Source organism: Burkholderia sp. NFPP32, from assembly GCF_900119325.1.
GTDB lineage: Bacteria > Pseudomonadota > Gammaproteobacteria > Burkholderiales > Burkholderiaceae > Burkholderia > Burkholderia pyrrocinia_C.
The window spans coordinates 1-21,890 of the sequence record NZ_FPJP01000036.1 but is presented as its reverse complement, the minus strand read 5'-3'; the positions used below and the strand labels follow the sequence as shown (position 1 = coordinate 21,890).

The window sequence follows — 21,890 nt, the reverse complement described above, 5'->3', positions numbered from 1 at the left end:
GGGCCGTCGCCACTGGAGCGAGACATGAACGAAAGGCAGTACCCCGCCGCCGCCCCCGCGCACGTCTATCTGTTCGCGACCTGCCTGGTCGACCTGTTCGCCCCCGAAGCGGGGCTCGACGCGGTCCGCCTGCTGGAGCGCGAAGGCCTGACCGTCCACTATCCGCGCGGCCAGAGCTGCTGCGGGCAACCGGCCTACAGCAGCGGCAATCCCGACGAAGCGCGCCGCGTCGCGGCCGCGCAGCTCGACCTGTTCGCCGAACCGTGGCCCGTGATCGTGCCGTCGGGCTCGTGCGCGGGCATGATCCGTCACCATTGGCCGGCGCTGTTCGCCGACGATCCCGTCCATGGCCCGAAGGCGCGCGCGATCGCGGAGCGGACCTACGAACTCGCCGAATTCCTCGTCCATGTGCTCGACGTGCAACTCGACGCGGCCGCGGCAAGCGCCGGGCCCGACGAGCGCGTCGTGCTGCATACGTCGTGCGCGGCGCGCCGCGAAATGGGCACGCGCGTGCACGGCGTCGCGCTCGTCGACGCGCTGCCGGGCGTGACGCGGATCGAACACGAACGCGAATCCGAATGCTGCGGCTTCGGCGGCACGTTCTCGCTGAAGCATCCCGACATCTCCGGCGCGATGGTGCGCGACAAGGTCGCGTCGGCCTGCGCGACCGGCTGCGACCGGCTCGTGTCCGCGGACTGCGGCTGCCTGCTGAACATCGGCCATGCTGCGACCAAGGCCGGCGCGTCGCTGCCGGTCGAACATCTTGCGAGCTTCCTGTGGCGGCGCACGGCCGGTGCCGCGCCGCTGCGCGGAGACAAGCAATGAGCGCGCGCGACGCGATTCTCGCGCGCCTGCGCAGCGCCGCCCCGGGCGTCGCCGCGACGGCCGCCGCCGCGCTCGATGCGCGCATCGACACGCATTACGACACGCGCCGCGCGCCAGCCGAGCGCGATCCGCACACGCTCGCTCAGGCGCTGCAGGCCGCGCTCGCCGCCTCGCACGCGCAAGCCTGGTGCGCGACCGACGACGAATGGCCCGCTCAGCTTGCCGCGCGCCTCGCGGACGCCGGCGTGCGCCGCCTGCTGCTCGACCCGGCCCGCGCCGAATCCGCGGCGCTCGCCCGCGCACTGCCGGACGCGGTCGCGCCCGTGCCTTTCGATCGGCCGATCGACGCGTGGAAGACCGAACTGTTCGACACGATCGACGCGGGCTTCACCGTCGCCCGCTCGGGCATCGCGGCCACCGGCACCGTCGTGCTCGCGCCCGATGCCGGCACGCCGCGCACGGTGTCGCTGGTGCCGCCGCTGCATGTCGCGCTCGTCCACGCGAACACGCTGCATGCGGACCTGCACGCAGCCGCGCACGCGGAGCGCTGGCACGCCGGCATGCCGACCAACCTCGTGCTGGTGTCGGGGCCGTCGAAGACGTCCGACATCCAGCAGACGCTCGCTTATGGCGCGCATGGCCCGCGCCGCCTGTGGGTCGTGATCGTCACCGATCCGGCTGCCGATGCCGCGGCCGCCCGGCCGGCCGCAACCGCTTGCGAGGACCAACCGCGATGAGCGACCACACGCTGCAATTCGTCGCCCCCGGCGACTTCAAGGCCCGCGCGCGCGCCGCGCTCGACGATCCCGCACTGCGCCGGAGTTTTCGCGGCGCGATGGACTTCCTGCAGGGCAAGCGCGCGACGCAATTCCCCGACGACACCGAGCTGCAGCAGTTGCGCGATCTCGGCGAAGCCGTGCGCCGGCATGCGCTCGCGCAGTTGCCCGCGCTGCTCGAGCGGCTGGAGGCGAAGCTCGTCGAAGCCGGCGTGCACGTGCACTGGGCCGAGACGGCCGCCGACGCGAACGCGATCGTGCTCGGCATCGCGCAGGCGAAGAAGGCGCGCCGCGTGATCAAGGGCAAATCGATGGCGAGCGAGGAAATCGAGCTGAACCATTACCTCGCGGATCACGGCGTCGACTGCATCGAGTCTGACATGGGCGAGTTCATCGTGCAGCTCGCGGGCGAGAAGCCGTCGCATATCGTGATGCCGGCGATCCACAAGACGCGCGGCGATATCGCCGAACTGTTCGAGAAACACATCCCCGGCACGCGCTACACGGAGGACGTCGACGAGCTGATCCAGACCGGCCGGCGCGCGCTGCGCCGCGCGTTCGCCGACGCGGACATCGGCCTGTCGGGGGTGAACTTCGCGGCAGCCGACACGGGCACGCTGTGGCTCGTCGAGAACGAAGGCAACGGCCGCCTGTCGACGACGGTGCCCGACACGCACATCGCGATCATGGGGATCGAGAAGGTCGTCGAAAAACTCGAGCACATCGTGCCGCTGTCGAGCCTGCTCACGCGCTCGGCCACCGGCCAGGCGATCACGACCTACTTCAACCTGATCTCGGGCCCGCGCCGCGACGGCGAACGCGACGGCCCGCGCGAACTGCATCTCGTGCTGCTCGACAACGGCCGCACGCAGGCCTACGCGGACGAACAACTGCGCGCGACGCTGCAGTGCATCCGCTGCGGCGCATGCATGAACCACTGCCCCGTCTATACGCGCATCGGCGGCCACGCGTACGGGACGACCTACCCGGGGCCGATCGGCAAGATCATCTCGCCGCACCTGCTCGGCCTCGACGCGACGGCCGACCTGCCGACCGCGTCGACGCTGTGCGGCGCATGCGGCGAGGTATGTCCGGTCCGAATCCCGATCCCGGAACTGCTCGTGCGGCTGCGCACCGAGGCGAACCGCAAGCCCGACGAACCCGTCGCGCATCCGCTGCGCGGCCAGGGCGCGAACTACAACCGCGCGGAAGACCTCGTGTGGCGCTTCTGGTCGGGCGCATTCGCGCATCCGCGCGCGTACCGCGCGTTCCGCTGGACCGCGACGCGCCTGCGCGCGCTGACACCCGCGAAACAGATGGGCTGGACGCAGCACCGCACGCCGCTCGAACCGGCGCCGCGCAGCCTGTCCGACCTGCTGCGCGCACGCGGCCAGCCCGAATAGACATCGCTTTCCCGACCGTACCCATAGAGATACAGACACAGATGGAGGAGACAACCATGCAGGTTTGGCATCAGATCTACACCCCGCTCGGCAGCCTCGGGCTGTCGGCGTTCGTCGCCGCGATCCCGATCATCTTCTTTTTCGTCGCGCTGGCCGCGCTGCGGATGAAGGGCCACGTCGCGGCCGCGATCACGCTGCTGCTGTCGCTCGGCGTCGCGATCCTCGCGTACGGGATGCCCGTGCCGCAGGCGCTCGCGGCGGCCGGCTTCGGCTTCGCGTACGGCCTGTGGCCGATCGCGTGGATCATCGTCGCGGCCGTGTTCCTGTACAAGATCGTCGTGAAGACCGGCCAGTTCGACGTCATCCGCGCATCCGTGCTGTCGATCACCGACGACCAGCGCCTGCAGATGCTGCTGATCGGCTTCTCGTTCGGCGCCTTCCTGGAAGGCGCGGCCGGCTTCGGCGCGCCCGTCGCGATCACCGCCGCGCTGCTCGTCGGCCTCGGCTTCAAGCCGCTGCACGCGGCCGGGCTGTGCCTGATCGCGAACACCGCGCCGGTCGCGTTCGGCGCGATGGGCATCCCGATCATCGTCGCCGGACAGGTGACGGGCATCGACCCGTTCCACATCGGCGCGATGGCCGGCCGCCAGCTGCCGCTGCTGTCGCTCGCGGTGCCGTTCTGGCTCGTGTTCATGATGGACGGGCTGCGCGGCGTGCGGCAGACCTGGCCGGCCGCGCTCGTCGCGGGCGGCAGCTTCGCCGTCACGCAGTACTTCACGTCGAACCACATCGGGCCCGAGCTGCCGGACATCACGTCGTCGCTCGTCAGCCTCGTCGCGCTCGCGGCGTTCCTGAAGGTGTGGCAGCCGCGCACCGCGCAGCAGCCGGCCGGCGGCATCGTCGCGACCGGCGGCGGCGCTGCGCTGGCCGGTTTCGGCGCGGGCAGGTTCGACGCGGGCGGCACGGGCGCGAGCCGGCAGGCGTCGCCGTACACGCTCGCGCAGACGGTGCGCGCGTGGTCGCCGTTCCTGATCCTGACGGCCGTCGTCACCGTATGGAGCATCGCGCCGTTCAAGGCGCTGTTCGCCGCGCACGGCGCGCTCGCGTCGACCGTGCTGAAGTTCCATGTGGCGGGGCTCGACCAGCTCATCGTGAAGACCGCACCGATCGCCGCGACGCCGAAGGCGCTTGAAGCCGTGCTGAAGATCGATCTGGTGTCCGCGGTGGGCAGCGCGATTCTCGTGACCGCGCTGATCTCGATGGCGCTGTTGCGGATGAAGCCGCGCGACGCGCTCGTCACGTTCGGCGAAACGCTGAAGGAGCTGACGCGCCCGATCCTGTCGATCGGCCTCGTGCTCGCGTTCGCGTTCGTCGCGAACTATTCGGGGATGTCGTCGACGCTCGCGCTGATGCTGGCCGCAACCGGCGCCGCGTTCCCGTTCTTCTCGCCGTTCCTCGGCTGGCTCGGCGTGTTCCTGACCGGCTCGGACACGTCGTCGAACGCCCTGTTCTGCTCGCTGCAGCAGGCCACGGCCCATCAGCTCGGCGTGCCCGAGACGCTCGCGGTGGCCGCGAACACGACGGGCGGCGTGACCGCGAAGATGATCTCTCCGCAGTCGATCGCGGTCGCATGCGCGGCGACGGGCCTCGTCGGCAAGGAGTCGGAGCTGTTCCGCTTCACGGTGCGGCACAGCCTGCTGTTCGCGGTGATCGTCGGGTTGATCACGCTGGTGCAGGCGTACGTGCTGCCGGGGATGGTGCCGTAAGCGGCGCGCGCCAAAAAAACAAAACCCCACGCCCGGAAGAGCGTGGGGTTTTTCATTTTGCCTGCCTATCGCCGGCGTCGGCCGGCGTCGGCCGGCGAGCGGCTGCGCGATCAGCTGCCCTTCGCGATGCGATCCTCGATGTGCTGCGCACGGCTCGTCGAAGACGGGTGCGAGCTCATCATCGAGCTCTGGCCGCCATCGAGCTTCGCCAGCTTCTGGAATGCGGTGACGAGGCCCTTCTGGCTCATGCCCTTCTGCTTCATCAGGTCGAACGAGTAGTCGTCCGCCGCGCTTTCCTGCGTCTGCGAGAACTGCGCGTTGATGAACTTCTCGGTGATGTCGCCGAGCTGCGAGCTCGTCAGCGCCGCCACGCCCGGCGATGCCGCGCCGGCCGCGCTGCGCGCTGCGCTCACCGCGTACGCCGTCTGCATCGCCTTCTTCGAGTGACCCAGTGCGACGTGGCCCATTTCATGGCCGATCACGCCGCGCAGTTCGTCGTCGTTCATCATGTCCATCAGGCCGCTGTACACGCGCACGCAGCCGTTGCCCATCGCCCACGCGTTGACGTCCTTGGTCACGTAGACCTTGTAGTTGACCTTCTGGCCATTCAGCGTCATGTCGCCGAAGCCCTTCATCACCTTCGTCAGGCGCTTCGAATACGCGCTGTTCGCCGGCGCGATCTTCGATTCGGCGTCGCTGGACTTGCACGAGTCGTTCGACAGCGCGGCGATGTCCGAATCGGACAGCGTCGCTGCCTTGAACAGGTTCGTCCCCGCCGACGTCAGGCTGTTCGCGTCGAGACTCTGTACCCCGCCGCATGCGCTCAACAGGAACGCCACGCCACACGCTGCCACCGCTTTCTTGAGTTGCATCCCGGATCCCTCGATAGTTGTATTTGGGAGCGGCGATTTTGCATAATCCGGCAGAAAATTACCAGATGTTTACATCCGATGACACCTTAATTACTCATAGGATTGATGCGAAACGGCGATTTTCAGCGAAATTGAAGATCGAAACCAAAGCAATCGCCGCGAGCGGGCGACGATCGGGAGGGAAAACGGGCGCGCTGCTCAGGCCGCCTGGTCGCGGCGCCGCGTCAGCCGCCGCGCGACCAGCATCGGCAGCCGCACCGCGAAGCCGGTGAAAAGCCGCAGGTGCATCCATGCAAGCAGCGCGTTGTCGCGACCGTAGTGGAAATGCGACACGCCGCCCTCGTGCCGGCCGAAGTAGCGCACCGGCGCGTCGATGCGGATCGGGCGCACGCCGGCCCAGCACAGCCGCACGGCCGCCTCGGGATCGAAGTCGAAGCCGCGCATCCACGGCTGGCGCCGCATGATCGCGGCGAGCGGCGCGACCGGATACACGCGAAAGCCGTACAGCGAATCGCCGATCCCGGCCCACAGCGTCTCGAGGTCGGCCCAGGCGTTCGACAGCCGGCGCCCCTGGACGCGCAACTGCGGCGCACTCGCGTCGAACTTCGGCACGCCGAGCACCATCGCATCGGGCGCGGCCTGCGACGCGGCCATGAAAGCGGGAATCAGGTCGGCCGGATGCTGGCCGTCGGAATCCATCGTCAGCACGTGCGTGAAGCCGCTCGCGGCAGCCGCGTCGAGCCCCGCGAGCACCGCGCCGCCCTTGCCGCGGTTCTCCGGCAGCACGATCACGCGCAACCCGGGATCGTGCTCGGCCATCGCCTGCAGCCGCTCGGCGCTGCCGTCGGTGCTGCCGTCGACGACGACCCACACCGGATTCCACTGCGCGCGGGCATTGCGCACGGTCGTGTCGACCTTGGCGCCAGGGTTGTAGCTCGGAATCAGGACGAGGTGGGTGGACGAGGCGTGCAGCTTGGACATGGGAACGGCCGATTGCGAAGACAGGGATCCTGACAAAAGTTTATGACTTGCCGGCGACTGGCGGCAGGCTTCGTCGACGCCGCCCGTATGCGGTGCCGGTTGCCGGATCGTGAAGTTCTCCCGCTTCATGACAGCCGCTCCATCGCGTGCCCCGCGCTCGCCTCGATCTCGACCAGCAGGTCGTCGCGGCATACGTCCGCATGGACGAAGAGCGGCCGCACGCCGGGGCCGGCCGCATCGCGCAGCACCCGATCGATCTCGGCAAGCGCCGCGGCATCGCCGGCGTCGCGCACGTAGACGCGATAGCTCAGGTCGGCAAGCGAGAACGGGCCATGCCCGTGCCGCGCGGCCTGCTCGAGCACGGCCGCGAGGTTCGCGACCGTCTCGCGCGTTTGCGCGACGACGTCGCCGCGATGCACGGTGCGGTGCCCGACGATGCTCGCGGTGCCCGATACGAACAGCACCGGCGCGGCGCCGCCGTCCGCCCAGGCGGCTGCACGCGCGAACGTCGGCGCACGCGGGCCGTATTGCGCCGGATAGTGATACGCGCTGACCTGGCGCGGGTTCTCGACCGGATCTGCGGGCGTGCGGCTCGCGATGAAATGGATCGCGAGCGGCGCCGCCGGCAACGCGTCGCCCGCGACCGGCACGACCGAACCGAGCGCGCACGCGGCCGGCACGCCGCCCGTCAATGCGCGGCGGCACGCGTCGAAGGCGTGCTGACGGCCGATATTGAACTGACGATAGCGTTCGATCCCGAACTGCACGGCATTGATCGCCGGCACGGTATTCCAGATGCGCAGCGGATGCGGCATGCCGAGCGTATCGAGCACGTCGAACAGCGTGCGGTAAGCATCGTGCGTCGCGCGTTCGAGCGGCGTGCCGCCGTCGCGCTGCGTGTCGTGCGTGTCGTGCGTGTCGTGCGTGTCGTGCGTGTCGTGCGTGTCGTGCGTTTCGTGCGTTTCGTGCGTTTCGTGCGTGTCGTGCGTGTCGTGCGTTTCGTGCACGACGATGCTGCCGAACACGAGCCCCGCCGCTTCGCTGTAGCGATAGTGCAGCGCACCGCGCCGTTCGCTGCGCAGGTCGCGCGCATTGCATTGCCAGATTTCGCAGACGGCACCGCCCGGTGCGACGCCGGCGCCGAGCAGCGCCATCTGCACCGGTGCGACCGGCAGGTCGGGGGCTGCATCGGTCAGCATTCGTGCCGCCGCATCGGCGTGCGATTCGGCCTGCGATTCTGCGTTCAATTCGTCCTGCAATCCGGCCGCGCCGATGCACACCGCGCCCAACGCGCCCGGAAACGCCCGGTCGATCCCATCGCCACGCATGCGCGCATCGTGCAGCAACGCAGCGAGCCGCACATGACTCATCCGAACGAGCTGCAGTGCGCGGTCGCGGCCGTGCGCGAGCGGCGCGCCCGATCGCGATGCGTCCGGCCCGCCGGCCGCCTGCCCGCGCGCGACCGGCGCGGAGGCTGACGACAGGGAACACGGGCGCCGTTCGGCGTCGACTGGATGCACGGACACTTCGATTTCCTCACTATGCGATGCGGGCCGTGCGACATCGTGGTCGGCATCGCGTTGCGCGACGTCAGGCCGACGCCGCGCGTTTCGTCATGCGAGCCCGCCGTTGACGGACATCACCTGCCCCGTCACATAGGCCGCGGCGTCGGACACCAGATACGCGACCATCGCCGCGACTTCGTCGGGCCGGCCCGCGCGCTGCGCGGGCACGAGCTGCTTGATCCGTTCGGCGGGAAACGCCTGTTCGGCCATCCGCGATTCGATGATGCCGGGCGCGACCGCGTTCACGGTAATGCCGCGCGACGCGAGCTCCAGCGACAGCGATTTCGTCGCACCGATCAGCCCCGCCTTCGCGGCCGCGTAATTGACCTGCCCGCGATTGCCGGTCACGCCAGCCACCGATGCGATGTTGACGATCCGCCCGCGTCGCGTGCGGATCATCGGCAGCAGCAGCGGCTGCGTGACGTTGAAAAAGCCATTGAGCGTCACGTCGATGACGTTGTGCCACTGCCGGCGCGACATGCCGGCCATCGGCGCGTCGTCGTGAATGCCGGCGTTGTTGACGAGAATCTGCACCGGCGCTTCGTCGGCGAGCGGCGCCAGCGCGGCGAGCGTCGCGTCGGCGTCGGTCACGTCGAACGCGATCGCGCGCGCGGTGCCGCCGGCCGCGACGATCTGCTGCGCGACCGCCTCTGCCTGCGCGAGATGGCGGTTCGCATGGACCCACACTTCATGGCCGGCCTGCGCGAGCGCCATGCAGATTGCCTGCCCGAGTGCGCCGCTGCCGCCCGTCACGAGCGAGCGCATCGAATTGCTCCGTTCATCGCGTTTCACCTCGATCGACGCGGCGGCGCATCGTCTGCCGATCGCCGCCGCATGCCGTCGTCACCTGCGCGCCGCGCCCGTGCGCGGCGCCGTCACTTCGTACGATGCGCGGCCACGTACGCGGCCAGCGCGCCGAGCGTCGCAAAGATCGTCTGGTTATCCGGATTGTCCGAGCGCAGTTCGAAGCCGTATTTCTTCGAGATCAGCAGCGCGATTTCCAGGATGTCGATGGAGTCGAGCCCGAAACCTTCGCCGTACAGCGGGGTCTCGGCCGTCACTGTTTCGAGCGGGACGTCTTCGAGATTCAGTTCGCCGATGATCAGCGTGGCGAGCTCTTGTTCCAGTGCGTTCATCATGCGTGCGAGCAGGCGGCCAATGGCAGCGGGAGGCGCCCGGAAACGGCAACCGTCGTGCACGCCCGGCGCGTGCAAATCTCCGTCCCTCCGGCGTCTGCCGGCGTCCCCGCCTGCGTTATTTGGGGATCGTTTGTAAAAGTTACGCGGATTCTAGACGATGGGTATCGGCCCGTATACCGAGATTGGTTACAGACTGGCGGGCCGGCGCCGCGGCCCGTTTCGTGACACGAATGCACGAGACGCTTGAGCCGCTTTGGATGGAAATGGACCGACCCCGCGAAACCGTTCGTCCGGTGCCATACAATCGGTTACAAAACCCGCACACGCCCGCCCCGGACACGCCGTGCCGCGGCCCTAAAATGAGCGCACTCGACTACCGGCCCGGACCCGCGTCCCGGCCGCCCATTCATATGATGTTTGACGGCCCGACCACCACGTCCGGCCACGATCCGCCCGATGTCTCCAGTCATGCCGCGTCCGTCCTTCCGCTCCGTTCCGGTTCGCCCGTCCGTCTGCTGCCGCCTGGCGGCCGCCGGCGACGCGCGCCCGCGCCCGCACGGAGGCCGCCGATGAGCAGGTTGCTGTCCATCGCGCGCGGCGTCGCCGTGGTCGGCACCGTCGCCGCCTACCAGGCCGGCGCGCACTACGCGGCCGCGACGCCCGGCGCACACGGCTTCGGCCTCGCGATGGCGCTCGTGCCGCCGCTGCTGCTCGCGCTCGGTGCAGCGCTGCGCTCGCCGCGACGTGCATGGTTCGTGCCGGCTTGGCTGCTGGCCGCCGCTGCACTGTGGGCCGCGCGCGCGCCGCTCGCGCAGCACTTCGAATGGGGCCTGTATCTGGAACACGCGAGCTTCAACGTCGCGATGGCGCTGCTGTTCGGCCGCACGCTCGCGGCAGGCGAGGTGCCGCTGTGCACGCGCTTCGCGACGATGATCCACGGCGCGGTCACGCCGGCCGTCGCGCGCTATACGCGGCAGATCACGCTCGCATGGACGCTGTTCTTCGTCGCGATCGCCGCCGTGTCGACGCTGCTGTTCGCGACCGCGCCGATCGTCACGTGGTCGACGTTCGCGAACTACCTGTCGCTGCCGCTCGTCGCCGTGATGTTCGCCGCCGAGCATGCCTGCCGGCGCTTCGCGCTGCCGCACGAGCCGCGGCCACGAATGGTCGACGCGGTGCGCGCGTATCGCGCGACAACCCACGCGTCGCAGGCGTCACGATGAATTCACGGCCGGCGCGGCGCCGCAACGCGGCCGCGCCGGCCTTCGCTCCCGTTTTTACCGATTTATGCCGACTCACCCGCTGGTATTCCATTCGTCGCCGGACCAGACGATCGCATGGCGCGACGGCGCGCCCGTCACCGTGCGCGCGTTCGTCGCCGATGTCGCGCGCGTGGCCGCCGCGCTGCCCGCCGGCGGCCACGTGTTCAACGTGTGCCGCGACCGCTACCGCTTCGCGGTCAGCCTGTGCGCGGCGCTCGTCGCCGGCAGGGTCAGCCTGCTGCCGTCGACGCACACGCCGGAAATGGTCCGCCAGCTCGCGTCGTTCGCGCCGGATGCGTTCTGTCTGCACGACGCGCCCGACTGCGCGATCGACCTGCCGCGCTTCGCGTATCCCGATACCGCCCCCGGCGACCTCGCCGACGATGCGCCGTTCGTCGTGCCGCAGATCGATGCGGCGCGGATCATGGCGTACGTGTTCACGTCCGGTTCGACCGGCGCGCCGGTGCCGCACCGCAAGACCTGGGGCTTCCTGGTCGGCTGCGTGCGCGCGGCGGCCGACCGCCTCGGGCTGCTCGACGGCCGCGCGGCCACGCTGATCGGCACGGTGCCCGCACAGCACATGTACGGCTTCGAATCGACGGTGCTGCTCGCGCTGATCGGCGGCCTCGCGTTCAGCAACCGCCAGCCGTTCTACCCGGTCGACATTCGCGACGAACTCGACGCGATCCCGCAGCCGCGCGTGCTCGTCACGTCGCCGATCCACCTGCGCGCGCTGCTGTCGACCGGCCATGCGCTGCCGCGCGCGGCGCTCGTGCTGTCGGCCACCGCGCCGCTGTCGGAGAAGCTCGCGTGCGAAGCCGAGGCCGCGCTCGACGCACCGCTCGTCGAGATCTACGGCAGCACCGAGACCGGCCAGATCGCGACCCGCCGCACGTCGCAGGGCGCAGCGTGGCAGCTGTTCCCGGGCATCCGCCTCGACGCGCGCGACGAACCCGCAAGCGACGGCGGGCCGACCGTCTGGGTGTCGGGCGGACACGTCGAGGCACCCGTGCCGATGGGCGACGCGCTCGAACTGCTCGGCGACGGCCGCTTCCTGCTGCACGGCCGCAAGGCCGATCTCGTCAACATCGCCGGCAAGCGCACGTCGCTCGCGTACCTGAACCACCAGCTCAACGCGATTCCGGAGGTGGTCGACGGCGTGTTCTTCATGCCCGACGAAACCGCGGCCGCGCACGATGATACGAACTTCGAACCGGTCACGCGCCTCGTCGCGCTCGTCGTCGCGCCGACGCTCGCGGCCACCGATCTGCAGCGCGCGCTGCGCGAGCGGATCGATCCCGCGTTCATGCCGCGCCCGCTCGTGTTCGTCGACGCACTGCCGCGCAACGAAACGGGCAAACTGCCGCGCGACGCGCTGGCCGCGCTCGTCGCACGACACGCACGCGCCGCGGCCGCACCGCTTCCCTCGCGCGACGCGGCCGGCACGCCCGCGCTCGCGTTCACGATTCCCGCCGACCATCCGGCGCTGCCCGGCCACTTCCCCGGTCATCCGGTCGTGCCGGGCGTCGTGCTGCTCGATCATGCGATCCACGCGATCGGCGCGGCGCTGAACCGTCCGCTGCACGCATGGCGGCTCGGTTCCGCGAAATTCCTGAGCCCGGTCGCGCCCGGCGAACCGCTCGATCTCGCGTTCGACGCCTCGGCCAGCGGCGCGATCCGCTTCACGCTGCGGGCCGGGTCGCGTGATGTCGCGACCGGCGTGCTGTCCGCGCCGCCGGCCGTGCAGGACGGTGCCCAGCCATGAAGCGCACCGCGTGGGCCGAACGCCAGGAGCGCAGCAACGCGGGATTGCTGCGCGCGATGACGTGGATCTCGCTGCGCTTCGGCCGGCAGCGTGCGCGCATCGTGCTGCATCTGATCGCGACGTATTTCGTGCTGTTCTCGCCGGTCGCGTGCGCCGCGTCGCGCGACTACCTGCGTCGCGTGCTCGGCCGCCCCGCACGCTGGCGCGACGTGTACCGGCACGTGTTCACGTTCGCGGCGACGATCCACGACCGCATCTATCTGATGAACGGGCGCTTCGACCTGTTCGACATCCGGCTGCACGGCGAAACGCTCGTCGACGATGCGCTCGCGGGCGGACGCGGCGCGTTCCTGATGGGCGCGCACCTCGGCAGCTTCGAGGTCGTGCGCGCGATCGGCCGCACGCACCCGGACCTGCGCGTCGTCGTCACGATGTACGAAAACAATGCGCGCAAGATCAACGCGACGCTCGCCGCGGTGAATCCGGCCGCGACGCCGGAAGTGATTCCGCTCGGGCAGGTCGACTCGATGCTGAAAGTACGCGAGCGCCTCGACGCGAACTGCATGATCGGCATGCTCGCCGACCGCACGCTGCGCGACGACGCGGCCGCGTCGCTGCGGCGGCTGCCGCTGCTCGGCACGCCGGCCGCATTCCCGCTCGGCCCGCTCTACATGGCCGCGATGCTGCGACGCCCGGTGATCTTCATGACGGGCCTCTATCGCGACGGCAATCGCTACGACGTGCACTTCGAGACGCTCGCCGATTTCTCCGACGTGCGGCGCGACGCACGCGCGGCGGCCGTCGACGCGGCACTCGTGCGCTACGTCGCGCTGCTCGACAAGTACTGCCGAGCAGCGCCGTACAACTGGTTCAACTATTTCGATTTCTGGCAAGTCGGCGACGCTGCGGCCGCGCGCCGCGCCGCTGCGCGCGCCGCTGCCGACCTGCCCGCCACGAGGGATTCCGACGCATGACCGCCGTTCGCCGCTTCCTGCTCCCGTTCCCGCTCGCGCTGCACCGCGGCGTCCGCTTGCTCGCCGCAACCGCCGCCGCGATCGCGCTGGCCGCGCCCGCGCACGCGGCCGACACGGGTTCGGCCTGGAACCTCGACCGGCTGATGTCGACGCTCGCGCAGCACAAGTCGGGGCGTGCGACGTTCACCGAAACGAAGTACCTGTCGATCGCCGCGCAGCCGGTCGAATCGTCCGGCGAACTCGTGTTCGTCGCGCCCGATCATCTGGAAAAGCACACGCTGAGCCCGAAGCCAGAACACCTCGTCGTCGACGGCGACATGCTCACCGTCGAGCGCAACAACCGCAAGTACACGCTCGCGCTCGCGCGCTATCCGGAACTCGGCGCGTTCATCGACAGCATCCGCGCGACGCTCGCCGGCAACCGCTTCGCGCTCGAACAGGTGTACAAGGTCGCGCTCGCCGGGCGCGGCGACGACTGGACGCTGACGCTCACGCCGCTCGACTCGCGGATGCTGAAGGTGGTCAGCACGATCACGCTCGACGGCACGCGCGACGTGTTGCGCGGCGTCGCGATCCGGCAGGCCGACGGCGATCATTCCGTGATGCGCCTGCAACCCGTTCCGGCGAATCCGAACTGATGGACGAGCAGCGCATCCGTCCCTCGCCCGTCACGCGCCGCCTGCACGCGTTGCGGCAGCGCGCGGTGCTCGTGTGGCTGCTCGCGCTCGTCGCGTGCGGCGTCGCGATCGGCCGCGCGCACTTCACGGCCGATCTGTCAGCGTTCCTGCCAAACTCGCCGAGCGCCGGGCAGCGTGTGCTCGTCGACCAGTTGCGCGACGGCATCGTGTCGCGGCTGATCCTCGTCGCGATCGACGGCGGCGATGCAAGTACGCGCGCCGCGCTGTCGCGGCGCATCGCCGGCACGCTGCGCACCGATCCGCAGTTCGCGGCGGTTCACAACGGCGAAGCCGCGAACGACGCGCGCGACCGGCAGTTCATCTTCGATCACCGCTACCTGCTGAGCCCGGCGGTCACGCCGCAGCGCTTCAGCGCCGACGGCCTGCATCAGGCGCTCGGTGACAGCCTCGACCTGCTGAGCTCGTCGGCCGGCCTCGTCGCCAAGGCGATGCTGCCGCGCGACCCGACCGGCGAAGTCGCCGCGCTCGTCGACCAGCTCGACAGTGCGGCGCAGCCGGCGAACCGCGACGGCGTGTGGGCGTCGCGCGACGGTACGCGCGCGGTGCTCGTCGTGCAGACCGCCGCGGCCGGCTCCGATACCGACGCGCAGGCGCGCGCGATCGACACGGTGCGCCGCGCATTCGCCGCCGCGACGCAGGCCGTGCCGAACGCGGCCGCGACCACGCTCGCGATGACGGGCCCCGGCGTGTTCTCGGTCGACATGCGCGACACGATCCGGCACGACGTCGAGCGGCTGTCGACGGCGAGCGTCGTGTTGATCGTCGCGCTGCTGCTGACGCTGTACCGCTCGCCGCGCACGCTCGCGCTCGGGTTGCTGCCGGTGCTGACGGGCGTCGCGGCCGGGATCGCGGCGGTCAGCGTCGCGTTCGGCACGGTCCACGGGCTGACGCTCGGCTTCGGCACGACGCTGATCGGCGAAGCCGTCGACTATTCGATCTACCTGTTCGTGCAATCGGCGCAGGCCGGCACGCGCGGCGGCGCGCGCCCGGCCGATGCGACGCGCGCATGGCTCGCTGCGTACTGGCCGACGATCCGGCTCGGCGTGCTGACGTCCGTGTGCGGTTTCGCGTCGATGCTGTTCTCCGGATTCCCGGGCCTCGTGCAGCTCGGGCTGTATTCGATCGCCGGGCTCACGGCCGCCGCGCTCGTCACGCGCTTCGTTCTGCCGCACCTGCACGGCGGGCATGTCGCGATCCGCGACGTGTCGCGCGTCGGCGCCGTGCTCGCGCGCGCGGCCGACGCCGCGCCGCGGCTGCGCTGGCCGCTCGCCGCACTGGTGGTCGCCGCGTGCGCGACGCTCGTGCTGCATCGCGACGGCCTGTGGAGCCGCGAGCTCGCCTCGCTCAGCCCCGTGCCGGCGCGCGCGCAGGCGCTCGACGCGCGGCTGCGCGCCGATGTCGGCGCGCCCGACGTACGCTACCTCGTCGTGATTTCCGCGCCGACCGAGCAGGCCGCGCTCGAAGGCGCCGAAAAGGTCGCCGCGCAACTGCAGCCGCTCGTCGACCAGCGCGCGCTCGCGGGTTTCGAAAGCCCCGCGCGCTACCTGCCGAGCGACGCCGCGCAGCGCGCGCGCCAGGCGAGCCTGCCCGATGCGGACGTGCTCGCCGCGCGAATGCGCGGCGCCGTCGCGAACCAGCCGATCGCGGTGAAGCCCGACCTGTTCGCGCCGTTCATCGCCGATGTCGAAGCCGCCCGCCACGCACCGCTGCTGACGCGCGCGGACTTGCGCGGCACGTCGATGGCGCTCGCGGTCGATGCGCTGCTGACCGAACGCGACGGCCGCTGGAGCGCGATGCTGCCGCTGCGCGCGGCGCAATCGGCGCAAGGGTTCGACGCAACGCCGATACGCACGGCCGTCGCGCAGGCGGACGTGCCCGATGCGCTGTTCGTCGACATGAAAGCCGAAGCCGATCGCCTGTACGTGAGCTACGTGCGCGAGGACATCCGGCTGTCGCTCGCGGGTTTCGCGGCGATCGCCGTGCTGCTGCTGATCGCGCTGCGCTCGCCGCGCCGTGCCGTGCGCGCGCTCGCGCCGCTCGTCGCGGCCGTGCTGGTCGTGACGGCCGGCTTCGCGCTCGCCGGCGTGCAACTGACGATCCTGCACCTCGTCGGCATGCTGCTGATCGTCGCGGTCGGCTCGAACTACGCGCTGTTCTTCTGCAAGCGCGACGACGCGCAGCCCGTCACGCCGTACACGCTCGTGTCGCTGCTGGTCGCGAACCTCGCGACGGTCGCCGGCTTCGGGCTGCTGGCGCTGTCGCGCGTGCCGCTGCTCGAAACCTTCGGGCTGACCGTCGGCCCCGGCGCGATGCTCGCGCTCGCGTTCGCGGCGATACTCGCGCCGCGCGCCACGGCGGCCGGCGATCGTCGTCAACGGAGCCAGGCATGAACACACCGTCGTCCGTTCCGCCCCGACAGGACGGCCAATCCGGCGCGCGCCGCTGGAAGCCGACGCCGCTGATCACGGGCACGGCCGCGCTGCACGCGGGCGCGGCCGCCGCTGTCGCCGTGCAGCCGGCCGCGTGGCCGTGGGCCGTCGGCGGCGTGGTCGCGTCGCATCTCGCGCTGACGGCAGCCGGCCTGTGGCCGCGCAGCACGCTGCTCGGCCCGAACTGGACGCGCCTGCCGACCGGCGCCGGCCGCCGGATCGCGCTGACGATCGACGACGGCCCGGACCCGGACGTCACGCCGCGCGTGCTCGACCTGCTCGACCGTTACGACGCGCGCGCAACGTTCTTCTGCATCGGCGATCTGGCGCGCCGTCATCCGCAGTGGATCGAAGCGATCGTCGCGCGCGGTCACGCGGTCGAGAACCACAGCCAGCGGCACCGGCACACGTTCTCGCTGTCGGGGCCCGCCGCGCTGCGGCGCGAGATCGCGGCAGCGCAGCAGACACTGACCGAGATCGCCGGCACGCGCCCGCTGTTCTTCCGCGCGCCGGCCGGCCTGCGCAACCCGTTTCTCGAACCGGTGCTGTGCGAACTCGGCCTGCAGCTTGCGAGCTGGACGCGGCGCGGCTTCGACACGCGCGCGCACGACGCCGCGACCGTCACGCGCCGCCTGCTGAACGGCCTCGCACCGCGCGACATCCTGCTCGTGCACGACGGTCACGCGGCACGCGACGCGCGCGGCGAACCGGTCGTGCTCGACGTACTGCAAGCGGTGCTGCACGCAGCCGCCGATGCGCAACTGCACTGGACCACGCTGCGCGCGGCGCTCGCGCCCGAACCGCCCGGCCAGCCGGGCGTTCCGGCACCCCCGTTTGATAAAATCTGACCGCGGACGGCGCGCCTCCCAGCCTTGCTGCGGCGCCCGTTCCGGCCACCGGATGCGACCCTCGTGAAACCTCTCCTGCTCTCGCACTTCACCGCCACCAGCTGCATCGGCCGCGGCCTCGATGCGACCCTCGATGCACTGCGCGACGCCCGCGGCGGGCTCGCACCATGCGACTTCGAGCGTGCGGATCTCGACACGTGGATCGGCGCGGTGGACGGTGTCGACGAGCAACCCGTGCGCGCGGACCTCGCCGACTTCGAGTGCCGCAACAACCGCCTCGCGCAACTCGCCCTGACACAGGACGGCTTCGACGCACGCGTCGCGGCAGCCGTCGCTCGCCACGGCGCGGCGCGCGTCGGCGTGTTCATCGGCACGAGCACGGCCGGCATCCTCGAGACCGAACGCGCGTACCAGCATCGAGATCCGGCGAACGGCGCGCTGCCAGCCGATTTTCGTTATGCGCACACGCACAACCCGTATTCGCCGGCCGCGTTCGTGCGAGCGTATTTCGCGCTGCGCGGGCCGGCGATGGCGATCTCGTCCGCGTGCTCGTCCGGCGCGAAGGTGTTCGGCTCCGCGCGCCGCATGATCGAGGCCGGGTTGATCGACGCGGCCGTCGTCGGCGGCGTCGATTCGCTGTGCCTGACGACGCTGTACGGCTTCAACTCGCTCGAACTGCTGTCGCGCCGGCCGTGCCGGCCGTTCGACGTTGCGCGCGACGGCATCTCGATCGGCGAGGCCGCGGCATTCGCGCTCGTCGAACGCGTGCCCGAACCGCCCGCCGCGCTCGACGGCAATGCGATCCTGCTGCTCGGCATCGGCGAATCGAGCGACGCGCACCACATGTCGTCGCCACATCCGGACGGGCTCGGCGCGCGCGTCGCGATAGAGCAGGCACTCGCGTCCGCCGGCCTCGACGCGAACGACATCGATTACGTGAACCTGCACGGCACCGCGACGCCGAGCAACGATGCGGCCGAAAGCCGCGCGGTCGGCGCGCTGCTCGCGCGCACGCCGTGCAGCTCGACGAAGGGCGCGACCGGCCACACGCTCGGCGCGGCCGGCGCGCTCGAAGCGGTCGTCGCCGCGCTCGCGCTGCGCGAGCAGTTCGTGCCGGCCGGCGTCAACACGACGCAACCCGACCCGGTGCTCGCCGCCGACTACGTGCTCGCGAGCCGCGAGATGCGCGTGCGCACCGTGCTCTCCAATTCGTTCGGCTTCGGCGGCACGAATTGCAGCCTGATCCTCGGCCGCGCCGGCCACGTACGCCGTTGAGGCCCGACATGACGCTCACCGCCTTCATCGAAAGCATCGGCCTCGTCGGGCCGGGCTTGAACGACTGGCCGCACGCGGCCGACGTGTTCGCGGGCCGCACGGCCTATGCAAGCGCACGCACCGTGCTGCCGCCGCCGGCCGGCCTGCCGTCGGCCGAGCGGCGCCGCACGGGCCCCGTCGTGCGCGTCGCGCTCGCGGTCGGCCACGAAGCGGTCGCCGCGAGCGGACGCGATGCGGCCACGCTCGCGACCGTGTTCAGCGCGTCCGGCGGCGACGGCCAGAACTGCCACGCGATCTGCGAAACCCTCGCCGGCGACGATCGCCAGCTGTCACCGACGCGTTTCCACAACTCCGTGCACAACGCGCCGGCCGGCTACTGGAGCATCGCGACCCACGCGATGGCGACGTCGAACGTGCTATGCGCGCACGACGGCAGCTTTGCCGCGGGCCTGCTCGAGAGCCTGTGCCAGGTCGCGGTCGATCGCTTGCCGACCCTGCTGATCGCGTACGACACCGACTATCCGGAACCGCTGCGCACGGTGCGGCCGATCGACGACGCATTCGGCGTCGCGCTCGTGTTCGCGCCGGAAGCGAGCGAGCGCACGCTCGCCCGCATCGACGTGAAGCTCACCGACGCGCCTGCCACGACGCTCGCGAATGCCGAGCTCGACGCACTGCGCACCGGCAATCCGGCCGCGCGCGTGCTGCCGCTGCTCGATGCGCTGGCTGCACGGCGTTCGACACGCGTCGTGCTCGACTACCTGGCCGATACGCGCGTGCAGGTCGACGTCGCGATGCCGGCTGCCTTCGCGGAGCGCGCGTGATGGCCGCAACGATCGCGTTGACGCCGCCGCTCGACCACGCGTGGATCGCCGCGCATATTCCGCACGGCGGCACGATGTGCGTGCTCGATACGGTCGATGCGTGGGATGCCGAACGCATCCGTTGCACGGCGACGAGCCACCGCGATCCGCACAACCCGCTGCGCTCGCACGGCCGGCTCGCGTCGGTCTGCGGCATCGAATACGCGGCGCAGGCGATGGCCGTGCACGGCGCGCTGCTCGGTATGCAAGAACAACGTCCGCGCGCCGGCTATCTGGCGAGCGTGCGCAATGTCGACGCGTTCGTCGACCGGCTCGACACGTTCGACCTGCCGCTCACCGTCGACGCGGAACGCATGAGCGGCGACGGCCGCTCGGTGCTGTACGGCTTCGCGCTGCGCTGCGGCGATCGCATGCTGCTGACCGGCCGCGCCGCGGTGATGCTCGACGCATCGGCGGCCGGCACGTTTGCGCCGCCGCCCGCAGGCAATTCGAATCCTCGATGAAGAGACTTATACAAGGAAACCAGGTCGTGAAAGTTCGTCAGTTCATTGGCACCGCGCTCGTTCTGGCGCTGATCAGCCCGATCGCGCATGCGGACATGTCGGAAGTGAAACAGGACATCAAGCGCGATTCGAAGGAAGCCGCGCACAAGACGGGCGAAGCTGCACGCAGCTTCGGCCACGCAACCGCGAGCGCCGCGAAGGCGGTCGGGCACGGAGTCGCACACGCGTCGCGCGAAGGCTGGGATGCCACCAAGCGCACGACGAAGCGGATCTTTCACAAGAACGACTCGGGCACGTCGGGTGGAAAGAGCGAAAAGAGCGATTGAGCACGCGCATCGCGCGCATCGCCGACTGCATGCGCGCGATGCGTGACCGTTCGTCGGTCGCGACGCCGCGTTACCACGGCGTCGTGGCCGTCATCGCGCGCCGCGCATGCGGCGTGCCGGCCTCGCCGGCCTGCGCGCGAAGCACTTGCCGTACGCGACGAACCAGCAATCGCGATGATCGAAGTTCCGCAGCAGCCGCGCGCGGCGCCGCTCGAGCCAGTAGAGCAAGACCGCCATCGTCAGCGCGACGGCCAGTGCCGAGCCGCCGATCGCGAGTCCCATCCAGGTGTCACCCATGCCTTCTCCGGAATGCGAGGCCGAAGCGGCACGCCTGCCGCCGATCCGGCACTGGATATAGCGGAACGCGGCCCGAAACGCGCGCGAACGCGGTCCGGGCCGCCGCGCGTCAGTGCATGTGCTGGCCGCCGTTGATCGCGATGTTGGAGCCCGTCACGAAGCCGGCCTCCTCCGAGCACAGGTAAGCGACCAGCGCCGCGACTTCCTCGGGCTTGCCGAGCCGGCCCGCCGGAATCTGCGGGAGGATCTTCGTGTCGAGAATGTCCTGCGGGATCGCCGTGACCATCTTCGTCGCGAGGTAGCCCGGCGACACCGTGTTCACCGTCACGCCCTTGCGCGCGACCTCGAGCGCCAGCGATTTGGTGAACCCGTGCATGCCGGCCTTCGCGGCCGCATAGTTGGTCTGGCCGACCGAACCCTTCGAGCCGTTCACCGACGAGATGTTGACGATGCGACCCCAGCCGCGCTCGACCATGCCTTCGCAGACGGGCTTCGTCATGTTGAACACGGAATCGAGGTTCGTGCGGATCACGGCATCCCAGTTCACCTTGTCGAGCTTGCGCAGCGTCATGTCGCGCGTGATGCCCGCGTTGTTCACGAGAATGTCGACCGGGCCGACGTCCCGCACGATCGCCTCGATGCATTGCTGGCACGAATCGTAATCGGCCACGTCCACCGGGTACGCATGGAACTCGCGACCGGCCGCGTGCATCTCGGTCAGCCAGCGGTCGGCGCCGGTGTTGTTCGGCGAATACGTGACGACTACCCGGTGGCCCGCGTCGTTCAACCTGATGCTGACCGCTTCGCCGAGACCGCCCATTCCACCTGTCACAACTGCAATTCGCTTAGTCATCCTATAAATTACCGACAAAAAAGTAATCGATGAATGCGGGGCGACGGCATCGCACATGCTGCCGCCCCACCGCTTCGATGCGCAGCCGCCCGCGTCGCGGGCGCGGCACGCATCGGAACATCGCGCTTGTTGTTGGCTGCTTGTCGTGCGCGACAACCGCTTCGCCCGCACGCGGCGCCGGCCGGCGCCGCCAGCGGGTCGTCTTCAGCCTCTGCTCAGACGCGCTCGACCGCGAGCGCGACGCCCATCCCGCCGCCGATGCACAGCGACGCCAGCCCGCGCTTCGCATCGCGCTTGGCCATCTCGTGCAGCAGCGTCACCAGGATCCGGCAGCCCGACGCGCCGATCGGGTGGCCGATCGCGATCGCCCCGCCGTTCACGTTCACCTTCGACGTGTCCCAGCCCATCTGCTTGTGCACCGCCAGCGCCTGCGCCGCGAACGCCTCGTTGATCTCCATCAGGTCCAGGTCGCCCGGCGTCCAGCCCGCGCGCTCCAGGCACCGGCGCGA

21 protein-coding genes and 1 pseudogene are annotated in these 21,890 nt (G+C 70.3%); 14 read left to right on the top strand and 8 right to left on the bottom strand.

Annotated features, from left to right (window positions below; translation table 11 throughout):
• Positions 1 to 24: 24 nt before the first annotated feature.
• From BT264_RS34910 to BT264_RS34895, 4 genes are read left to right on the top strand one after another with little or no spacing between them, the layout of a single operon-like run.
• Positions 25 to 825 carry a (Fe-S)-binding protein gene (locus BT264_RS34910; RefSeq protein ID WP_072445143.1) on the top strand — a complete coding sequence of 267 codons (801 nt, stop codon included), beginning with the start codon at positions 25 to 27 and terminating at the stop codon, positions 823 to 825.
• A complete protein-coding gene (locus BT264_RS34905; protein ID WP_072445144.1) occupies positions 822 to 1,562 on the top strand; it encodes a LutC/YkgG family protein in 741 nt (246 codons plus the stop codon). The genes BT264_RS34910 and BT264_RS34905 overlap by 4 nt, the downstream gene beginning before the upstream one ends.
• The gene (locus tag BT264_RS34900) at positions 1,559 to 3,004 is read left to right on the top strand and encodes a LutB/LldF family L-lactate oxidation iron-sulfur protein (RefSeq protein WP_072445145.1); all 1,446 of its coding nucleotides are present in this window, start codon (positions 1,559 to 1,561) and stop codon (positions 3,002 to 3,004) included. Before BT264_RS34905 ends, BT264_RS34900 begins: the two co-directional genes overlap by 4 nt.
• Positions 3,005 to 3,060: 56 nt before the next feature.
• Entirely contained in the window at positions 3,061 to 4,770 is a 1,710-nt protein-coding gene (locus BT264_RS34895; protein WP_072445160.1) for a lactate permease LctP family transporter, read from the top strand.
• A 110-nt stretch (positions 4,771 to 4,880) separates the two neighbouring features.
• On the opposite strand, the gene BT264_RS34890 is transcribed toward BT264_RS34895, so the two are convergent.
• The 5 genes from BT264_RS34890 to BT264_RS34870 all read right to left on the bottom strand — a co-directional run bounded on the left by BT264_RS34890 (position 4,881) and on the right by BT264_RS34870 (position 9,324).
• Entirely contained in the window at positions 4,881 to 5,642 is a 762-nt protein-coding gene (locus BT264_RS34890) for a metalloprotease LoiP (protein ID WP_034179029.1), read from the bottom strand.
• A gap of 198 nt (positions 5,643 to 5,840) precedes the next feature.
• Positions 5,841 to 6,623, bottom strand: a complete 783-nt coding sequence (locus BT264_RS34885) for a glycosyltransferase family 2 protein (protein WP_072445146.1) — start codon at positions 6,621 to 6,623, stop codon at positions 5,841 to 5,843.
• Positions 6,624 to 6,748: 125 nt separating this feature from the next.
• On the bottom strand, positions 6,749 to 8,149 hold the full coding sequence (locus BT264_RS34880; RefSeq protein ID WP_072467064.1) for a chorismate transformation FkbO/Hyg5 family protein: 1,401 nt from the start codon (positions 8,147 to 8,149) through the stop codon (positions 6,749 to 6,751).
• Positions 8,150 to 8,236: 87 nt separating this feature from the next.
• Positions 8,237 to 8,953, bottom strand: coding sequence for a 3-oxoacyl-ACP reductase FabG (gene fabG, locus BT264_RS34875; protein WP_072445147.1), 717 nt, complete (start codon positions 8,951 to 8,953; stop codon positions 8,237 to 8,239).
• A gap of 110 nt (positions 8,954 to 9,063) precedes the next feature.
• Positions 9,064 to 9,324, bottom strand: a complete 261-nt coding sequence (locus BT264_RS34870) for a phosphopantetheine-binding protein (RefSeq protein ID WP_072445148.1) — start codon at positions 9,322 to 9,324, stop codon at positions 9,064 to 9,066.
• Between the two features lie 572 nt (positions 9,325 to 9,896).
• Here BT264_RS34870 and BT264_RS34865 point away from each other — a divergent pair.
• The 10 genes from BT264_RS34865 to BT264_RS34820 all read left to right on the top strand — a co-directional run bounded on the left by BT264_RS34865 (position 9,897) and on the right by BT264_RS34820 (position 20,231).
• On the top strand, positions 9,897 to 10,550 hold the full coding sequence (locus BT264_RS34865; protein ID WP_072445161.1) for a COG4648 family protein: 654 nt from the start codon (positions 9,897 to 9,899) through the stop codon (positions 10,548 to 10,550).
• A gap of 64 nt (positions 10,551 to 10,614) precedes the next feature.
• Positions 10,615 to 12,354: an acyl-CoA synthetase family protein gene (locus BT264_RS34860; protein ID WP_072445150.1), complete on the top strand. Its 1,740-nt coding sequence runs from the start codon at positions 10,615 to 10,617 to the stop codon at positions 12,352 to 12,354.
• On the top strand, positions 12,351 to 13,328 hold the full coding sequence (locus BT264_RS34855) for an LpxL/LpxP family acyltransferase (RefSeq protein WP_072445151.1): 978 nt from the start codon (positions 12,351 to 12,353) through the stop codon (positions 13,326 to 13,328). Before BT264_RS34860 ends, BT264_RS34855 begins: the two co-directional genes overlap by 4 nt.
• A complete protein-coding gene (locus BT264_RS34850) occupies positions 13,325 to 13,966 on the top strand; it encodes an outer membrane lipoprotein carrier protein LolA (protein WP_072445152.1) in 642 nt (213 codons plus the stop codon). The genes BT264_RS34855 and BT264_RS34850 overlap by 4 nt, the downstream gene beginning before the upstream one ends.
• Positions 13,966 to 16,416 carry an MMPL family transporter gene (locus BT264_RS34845; protein WP_072445153.1) on the top strand — a complete coding sequence of 817 codons (2,451 nt, stop codon included), beginning with the start codon at positions 13,966 to 13,968 and terminating at the stop codon, positions 16,414 to 16,416. Before BT264_RS34850 ends, BT264_RS34845 begins: the two co-directional genes overlap by 1 nt.
• Positions 16,413 to 17,303: a polysaccharide deacetylase family protein gene (locus tag BT264_RS34840; protein ID WP_072445154.1), complete on the top strand. Its 891-nt coding sequence runs from the start codon at positions 16,413 to 16,415 to the stop codon at positions 17,301 to 17,303. Before BT264_RS34845 ends, BT264_RS34840 begins: the two co-directional genes overlap by 4 nt.
• A gap of 63 nt (positions 17,304 to 17,366) precedes the next feature.
• On the top strand, positions 17,367 to 18,578 hold the full coding sequence (locus BT264_RS34835) for a beta-ketoacyl-[acyl-carrier-protein] synthase family protein (RefSeq protein WP_072445162.1): 1,212 nt from the start codon (positions 17,367 to 17,369) through the stop codon (positions 18,576 to 18,578).
• Positions 18,579 to 18,586: 8 nt separating this feature from the next.
• Complete coding sequence (locus tag BT264_RS34830) at positions 18,587 to 19,402, top strand: beta-ketoacyl synthase chain length factor (protein ID WP_072445155.1); 816 nt, start codon at positions 18,587 to 18,589, stop codon at positions 19,400 to 19,402.
• Positions 19,402 to 19,905, top strand: a complete 504-nt coding sequence (locus BT264_RS34825) for a hotdog family protein (RefSeq protein WP_072445156.1) — start codon at positions 19,402 to 19,404, stop codon at positions 19,903 to 19,905. Before BT264_RS34830 ends, BT264_RS34825 begins: the two co-directional genes overlap by 1 nt.
• Positions 19,902 to 20,231 carry a hypothetical protein gene (locus BT264_RS34820; RefSeq protein ID WP_072445157.1) on the top strand — a complete coding sequence of 110 codons (330 nt, stop codon included), beginning with the start codon at positions 19,902 to 19,904 and terminating at the stop codon, positions 20,229 to 20,231. Before BT264_RS34825 ends, BT264_RS34820 begins: the two co-directional genes overlap by 4 nt.
• Before the next feature lie 90 nt (positions 20,232 to 20,321).
• Here BT264_RS34820 and BT264_RS34815 read toward each other — a convergent pair whose 3' ends face one another.
• From BT264_RS34815 to BT264_RS34805, 3 genes and pseudogenes are all read right to left on the bottom strand, one after another.
• A complete protein-coding gene (locus tag BT264_RS34815; RefSeq protein WP_072445158.1) occupies positions 20,322 to 20,528 on the bottom strand; it encodes a hypothetical protein in 207 nt (68 codons plus the stop codon).
• 109 nt (positions 20,529 to 20,637) lie between these two features.
• Entirely contained in the window at positions 20,638 to 21,381 is a 744-nt protein-coding gene (gene phbB / locus BT264_RS34810) for an acetoacetyl-CoA reductase (RefSeq protein ID WP_072445159.1), read from the bottom strand.
• 215 nt (positions 21,382 to 21,596) lie between these two features.
• A pseudogene (locus tag BT264_RS34805) lies at positions 21,597 to 21,890 on the bottom strand (acetyl-CoA C-acetyltransferase); the annotation flags it as partial.

What these genes read in the sequence shown, in the direction of transcription:
- BT264_RS34910 (WP_072445143.1), top strand. Translation starts at nt 25, where the DNA reads ATGAACGAAAGGCAGTACCCCGCCGCCGCCCCCGCGCACGTCTATCTG.
- BT264_RS34905 (WP_072445144.1), top strand. Translation starts at nt 822, where the DNA reads ATGAGCGCGCGCGACGCGATTCTCGCGCGCCTGCGCAGCGCCGCCCCG.
- BT264_RS34900 (WP_072445145.1), top strand. Translation starts at nt 1,559, where the DNA reads ATGAGCGACCACACGCTGCAATTCGTCGCCCCCGGCGACTTCAAGGCC.
- BT264_RS34895 (WP_072445160.1), top strand. Translation starts at nt 3,061, where the DNA reads ATGCAGGTTTGGCATCAGATCTACACCCCGCTCGGCAGCCTCGGGCTG.
- BT264_RS34890 (WP_034179029.1), bottom strand. Translation starts at nt 5,642, where the DNA reads ATGCAACTCAAGAAAGCGGTGGCAGCGTGTGGCGTGGCGTTCCTGTTG.
- BT264_RS34885 (WP_072445146.1), bottom strand. Translation starts at nt 6,623, where the DNA reads ATGTCCAAGCTGCACGCCTCGTCCACCCACCTCGTCCTGATTCCGAGC.
- fabG (WP_072445147.1), bottom strand. Translation starts at nt 8,953, where the DNA reads ATGCGCTCGCTCGTGACGGGCGGCAGCGGCGCACTCGGGCAGGCAATC.
- BT264_RS34870 (WP_072445148.1), bottom strand. Translation starts at nt 9,324, where the DNA reads ATGAACGCACTGGAACAAGAGCTCGCCACGCTGATCATCGGCGAACTG.
- BT264_RS34865 (WP_072445161.1), top strand. Translation starts at nt 9,897, where the DNA reads ATGAGCAGGTTGCTGTCCATCGCGCGCGGCGTCGCCGTGGTCGGCACC.
- BT264_RS34860 (WP_072445150.1), top strand. Translation starts at nt 10,615, where the DNA reads ATGCCGACTCACCCGCTGGTATTCCATTCGTCGCCGGACCAGACGATC.
- BT264_RS34855 (WP_072445151.1), top strand. Translation starts at nt 12,351, where the DNA reads ATGAAGCGCACCGCGTGGGCCGAACGCCAGGAGCGCAGCAACGCGGGA.
- BT264_RS34850 (WP_072445152.1), top strand. Translation starts at nt 13,325, where the DNA reads ATGACCGCCGTTCGCCGCTTCCTGCTCCCGTTCCCGCTCGCGCTGCAC.
- BT264_RS34845 (WP_072445153.1), top strand. Translation starts at nt 13,966, where the DNA reads ATGGACGAGCAGCGCATCCGTCCCTCGCCCGTCACGCGCCGCCTGCAC.
- BT264_RS34840 (WP_072445154.1), top strand. Translation starts at nt 16,413, where the DNA reads ATGAACACACCGTCGTCCGTTCCGCCCCGACAGGACGGCCAATCCGGC.
- BT264_RS34830 (WP_072445155.1), top strand. Translation starts at nt 18,587, where the DNA reads ATGACGCTCACCGCCTTCATCGAAAGCATCGGCCTCGTCGGGCCGGGC.
- BT264_RS34825 (WP_072445156.1), top strand. Translation starts at nt 19,402, where the DNA reads ATGGCCGCAACGATCGCGTTGACGCCGCCGCTCGACCACGCGTGGATC.
- BT264_RS34820 (WP_072445157.1), top strand. Translation starts at nt 19,902, where the DNA reads ATGAAGAGACTTATACAAGGAAACCAGGTCGTGAAAGTTCGTCAGTTC.
- BT264_RS34815 (WP_072445158.1), bottom strand. Translation starts at nt 20,528, where the DNA reads ATGGGTGACACCTGGATGGGACTCGCGATCGGCGGCTCGGCACTGGCC.
- phbB (WP_072445159.1), bottom strand. Translation starts at nt 21,381, where the DNA reads ATGACTAAGCGAATTGCAGTTGTGACAGGTGGAATGGGCGGTCTCGGC.